Origin of the sequence: Stenotrophomonas sp. NPDC047960, from assembly GCF_043204395.1 — a bacterium.
In the GTDB taxonomy this organism is placed as follows: Bacteria; Pseudomonadota; Gammaproteobacteria; order Xanthomonadales; family Xanthomonadaceae; genus Stenotrophomonas.
Window position 1 is genome coordinate 1 of record NZ_JBIDBX010000012.1, and the last position, 4,394, is coordinate 4,394.

General features: G+C 62.4%; 8 protein-coding genes and 1 pseudogene. All 9 read left to right on the forward strand.

From position 1 onward, the window contains the following. Window positions 1–91: pseudogene (locus tag ACGFZ3_RS18675) on the forward strand (elongation factor Tu); the annotation flags it as partial. A gap of 334 nt (window positions 92–425) precedes the next feature. Further along, the gene (gene rpsJ, locus ACGFZ3_RS18680; protein WP_010341589.1) at window positions 426–737 is read left to right on the forward strand and encodes a 30S ribosomal protein S10; all 312 of its coding nucleotides are present in this window, start codon (window positions 426–428) and stop codon (window positions 735–737) included. 11 nt (window positions 738–748) lie between these two features. Beyond that, window positions 749–1,399 carry a 50S ribosomal protein L3 gene (gene rplC / locus ACGFZ3_RS18685; RefSeq protein WP_068849456.1) on the forward strand — a complete coding sequence of 217 codons (651 nt, stop codon included), beginning with the start codon at window positions 749–751 and terminating at the stop codon, window positions 1,397–1,399. Window positions 1,400–1,411: 12 nt separating this feature from the next. Continuing rightward, a complete protein-coding gene (gene rplD / locus ACGFZ3_RS18690; RefSeq protein ID WP_068849458.1) occupies window positions 1,412–2,017 on the forward strand; it encodes a 50S ribosomal protein L4 in 606 nt (201 codons plus the stop codon). Then, the gene (gene rplW, locus ACGFZ3_RS18695; protein ID WP_068854553.1) at window positions 2,014–2,313 is read left to right on the forward strand and encodes a 50S ribosomal protein L23; all 300 of its coding nucleotides are present in this window, start codon (window positions 2,014–2,016) and stop codon (window positions 2,311–2,313) included. The genes rplD and rplW overlap by 4 nt, the downstream gene beginning before the upstream one ends. Before the next feature lie 10 nt (window positions 2,314–2,323). Further along, window positions 2,324–3,151, forward strand: coding sequence for a 50S ribosomal protein L2 (gene rplB / locus ACGFZ3_RS18700; RefSeq protein WP_392924727.1), 828 nt, complete (start codon window positions 2,324–2,326; stop codon window positions 3,149–3,151). 6 nt (window positions 3,152–3,157) lie between these two features. Continuing rightward, window positions 3,158–3,427, forward strand: coding sequence for a 30S ribosomal protein S19 (gene rpsS / locus ACGFZ3_RS18705; RefSeq protein WP_017355409.1), 270 nt, complete (start codon window positions 3,158–3,160; stop codon window positions 3,425–3,427). Window positions 3,428–3,439: 12 nt separating this feature from the next. Beyond that, on the forward strand, window positions 3,440–3,775 hold the full coding sequence (gene rplV, locus ACGFZ3_RS18710; RefSeq protein WP_392924730.1) for a 50S ribosomal protein L22: 336 nt from the start codon (window positions 3,440–3,442) through the stop codon (window positions 3,773–3,775). A 17-nt stretch (window positions 3,776–3,792) separates the two neighbouring features. Next, window positions 3,793–4,394, forward strand: a 602-nt coding sequence (gene rpsC, locus ACGFZ3_RS18715; RefSeq protein ID WP_392924733.1) for a 30S ribosomal protein S3, incomplete at its 3' end; no start/stop codon positions are given.

Genomic DNA, 4,394 nt, shown 5'->3' on the forward strand with positions numbered 1-4,394 from the left:
CCCGGTCGCCATGGACGAAGGCCTGCGCTTCGCGATTCGTGAAGGCGGCCGTACCGTCGGCGCCGGCGTGGTCTCCAAGATCATCGCGTAATCTGTTAGACTCTGCGCCCCGATGTTGCCTGGGTAGGGCATCGGGGTTGCAACAAAACGGGAAAAGAGGCGCAGGATGCACCTCGTGTTCCCCAGACCAGGAAGGGTCGCGCCATTCAGGCAGTGTCAACAGGTCCCCTGTTGACCGCCGCGTTGTATGCGCGCTATACTTTTTGTCTGGGCAGATCGGGAGACCGGTCTGCCTCGATTTTTGAGGTCTACGGAAAGATCTTGTCGCCGCGCAGGAATGTGCGGCGTCCGCATTCAGGATATTCATGGGACAAGGCAACCCAGAGGCCTTGTCCGTCGCTCTTTTAACGAAGGAACCTACCGCCATGGCGGACCAAAAGATCCGGATTCGGTTGAAGGCGTTCGATCATCGTTTGATCGACCGTTCGGCCAGCGAGATCGTTGAAACGGCAAAGCGGACCGGCGCGCAAGTGCGTGGCCCGATCCCGCTGCCGACCAAGATCGAGCGCTACACCATTCTCGTCTCGCCGCACGTCGACAAGGACGCGCGTGACCAGTACGAGACCCGCACGCACAAGCGCGTGCTCGACATCGTCGACCCCAACGACAAGACCGTGGACGCGCTGATGAAGCTCGAACTGGCTGCCGGCGTCGACGTTCAGATCAAGCTGACCTGAGGACTACGACCATGACGAAGAAATATTCGTTGGGCTTCGTGGGCCGCAAGGCTGGCATGAGCCGCGTGTTCACCGAAGATGGCCAGGCCATTCCGGTGACCCTGATTGAAGCCACCCCGAACCGCATCGCGCAGATCAAGACCGTCGAAGCCGACGGCTACAGCGCCGTGCAGGTGACCGTCGGCGCGCGTCGCGCTGCCCTGGTCAACAAGCCGGAAGCCGGCCACTTCGCCAAGGCGAAGGTGGAAGCCGGTCGCGGCCTGTGGGAATTCCGCGTTGAAGACGCGCAGCTCGGCGATTTCGCCGTTGGCGGCGAAGTCAAGGCGGACATCTTTGAAGTGGGCCAGAAGGTCGACGTCCAGGGTGTCACCAAGGGTAAGGGCTTCCAGGGCACCATCAAGCGCTACAACTTCCGTATGGGCGACGCCACCCACGGTAACTCGCTGTCGCATCGCGCGCCGGGTTCGCTGGGCCAGCGCCAGACCCCGGGTCGTGTGTTCCCGGGCAAGAAGATGTCGGGCCACATGGGTGCCGTGCAGCAGAGCACGCAGAACCTGGAAGTTGTCAAGGTCGACGTCGAGCGCGGTCTGATCGCGATTCGCGGCGCCGTGCCTGGCGCTGCGGGTGGTGACGTGATCGTGCGTCCGGCTAGCAAGGCATAAGGAGAGATGACGATGGAACTCGTTATCACGGGTAGCAACAACAAGGTCTCGGTCTCCGATGCCGTGTTCGGTCGCGATTTCAGCGAAGATCTTGTCCACCAGGTCGTCGTCGCCTATCGCAACGCCGGTCGCGCCGGCACCAAGGCACAGAAGACTCGCTCTGAAGTGGCTGGTACCACCAAGAAGTCGAAGAAGCAGAAGGGCGGCGGTGCGCGTCATGGCGCGCTGACGGCTCCGATCTTCGTCGGCGGTGGCGTCACCTTCGCGGCCAAGCCGCGCAGCTTCGAGCAGAAGGTCAACCGCAAGCAGTACCGTGCCGCCATGTGCGCGATCCTGTCCGAGCTGAACCGTCAGGGCCGTCTGACCATCGTGGAGTCGTTCGATGTCGAAGCGACCAGCACGAAGGCGCTGATCGCCAAGCTGGCCGGCCTGGAAGTGGGCAAGCGCCCGCTGATCGTCACCGAGGAAGCCACCGAGCACCTGTACCTGTCGGCCCGCAACATTCCCTACGTGGAAGTGCGTGACGTGCAGGGCCTGGATCCGGTGTCGCTGGTCGGTGCCGACACGGTCGTCATCACCGCTGACGCGGTCAAGAAGGTCGAGGAGTGGCTGGCATGAACAGCAACGAAAAAATCTTCAGCGTGCTGCGTGCTCCGCGAGTCTCCGAAAAGACCGCGCGCCTGCAGGAACATTCCAACCAGTATGTCTTCGAGATCTCGAACGAAGCGACCAAGGCCGACGTGAAGGCCGCGGTAGAGCAGTTGTTCGACGTCAAGGTCGAAGCGGTCAACGTGCTGAACGTGAAGGGCAAGAACAAGTCCTTCCGTAACCGCACCGGCCGCCGCGGCGATTGGCGCAAGGCGTACGTGCGTCTCGCCGATGGCCAGTCCATCGATGTAACGGCCAAGGCCTGAGGTACATCCCATGCCATTGATGAAATTCAAGCCCACTTCCCCCGGCCGCCGTTCGGCCGTGCGCGTGGTTACGCCCGATCTGCACAAGGGCGCACCGCACGCAGCGTTGCTGGAGCCGAAGAGCAATACCGGTGGTCGTAACCACCACGGTCGCATCACCACCCGTCACGTGGGCGGTGGTCACAAGCAGCATTACCGTCTGATCGACTTCAAGCGCAACAAGGAAGGCATTCCGGCGCGCGTGGAACGCATCGAATACGATCCGAACCGCACCGCCCATATCGCCCTGCTGTGCTACGTCGACGGCGAGCGCCGCTACATCATCGCACCGAAGGGCCTGAAGGCCGGTGACCAGGTGATCGCGGGTTCGGATGCGCCGATCAAGACCGGCAACACCCTGCCGCTGCGCAACATTCCGGTTGGTACCACTGTCCACGGCATCGAACTGAAGCCGGGCAAGGGTGCCCAGATCGCGCGTGCCGCCGGCGCTGCCGTGCAGCTCGTCGCTCGTGAAGGCGTCTTCGCCACCCTGCGCCTGCGCTCGGGTGAAATGCGCAAGGTGCCGGTCGAGTGCCGCGCAACGATCGGCGAAGTCGGCAACGACGAACACAACCTGGAAAAGCTGGGCAAGGCTGGCGCCAAGCGCTGGCGCGGTGTCCGCCCGACCGTTCGTGGTGCTGCCATGAACCCGGTTGACCACCCGCACGGTGGTGGTGAGGCGAAGGCCGGCCAGGGTAATCCGCATCCGGTCACCCCGTGGGGTGGCCCGACCAAGGGTTACAAGACGCGCAAGAACAAGCGCACCCAGCAATTCATCGTCCGCGATCGTAGGGGCTAATCGACCATGGCACGTTCACTCAAGAAGGGCCCGTTCGTCGATCACCACCTCGTCAAGAAGGTGGAGGCCGCTGCGGGTAGCAAGAAGCCGATCAAGACCTGGTCGCGCCGTTCGATGATCCTGCCGGAAATGGTAGGCATCACCATCGCCGTTCATAACGGCAAGAACCACGTTCCGGTGCTCGTCAACGAGAACATGGTCGGCCACAAGCTCGGCGAATTTGCCATCACCCGGACCTTCAAGGGTCACGGTGGTGACAAGAAGTCGGGCAAGTAAGGAGAGATGACAATGGAAGCGAAAGCAATCCTGCGCTCCGCGCGCATCTCTGCGCAGAAAGCCCGCCTGGTCGCTGACCAGGTGCGCGGCCTGCCGGCCGAGCGTGCGGTCAACCTGCTGAAGTTCTCGGACAAGAAGGCTGCCCACCTGATCAAGAAGGTGGTGGAGTCGGCTATTGCCAATGCCGAGAACAACCAGGGCGCCGACGGCGACGAGCTGAAGGTTCAGACCATCATGGTAGATGAAGGTCCGACCCTGAAGCGTTTCATGGCGCGGGCGAAAGGCCGCGGCACCCGCATCCTCAAGCGCACCAGCCACATCACTGTGGTTGTGGGCGCCGGCAAGTAAGCGGAAAGGAAAACACCATGGGTCATAAAGTTCATCCGATTGGTATCCGCCTCGGCATCTCCAAGGACTGGAACTCCAAGTGGTACGCCAACAAGGCCGAGTTTGCTGGTTATCTGGCAGCCGACCTGAAGGTGCGGGACATGCTGCGCAAGAAGCTCGCGCAGGCCGGCATCAGCAAGATCCTCATCGAACGTCCGGCGAAGACCGCCCGCGTGACGATCCACACCGCCCGTCCGGGCGTGGTGATCGGCAAGCGTGGTGAGGACATCGAGAAGCTGCGCAAGGAAGTGAGCGAAATGATGGGCGTTCCGGCGCACATCAACGTCACCGAAGTGCGCAAGCCCGAGCTGGACGCACAGCTGGTTGCCGAGTCGATCGCGCAGCAGCTGGAGCGTCGCATCATGTTCCGCCGCGCAATGAAGCGCTCGGTCGGCAATGCGATGCGCCTCGGTGCCCTGGGCATCAAGGTCAACGTCGGTGGCCGCTTGAACGGTGCGGAAATCGCCCGTTCGGAGTGGTACCGCGAAGGCCGCGTGCCGCTGCACACGCTGCGTGCCGACATCGACTATGGCTTCGCTGAAGCCAAGACGACCTACGGCATCATCGGCATCAAGGTCTG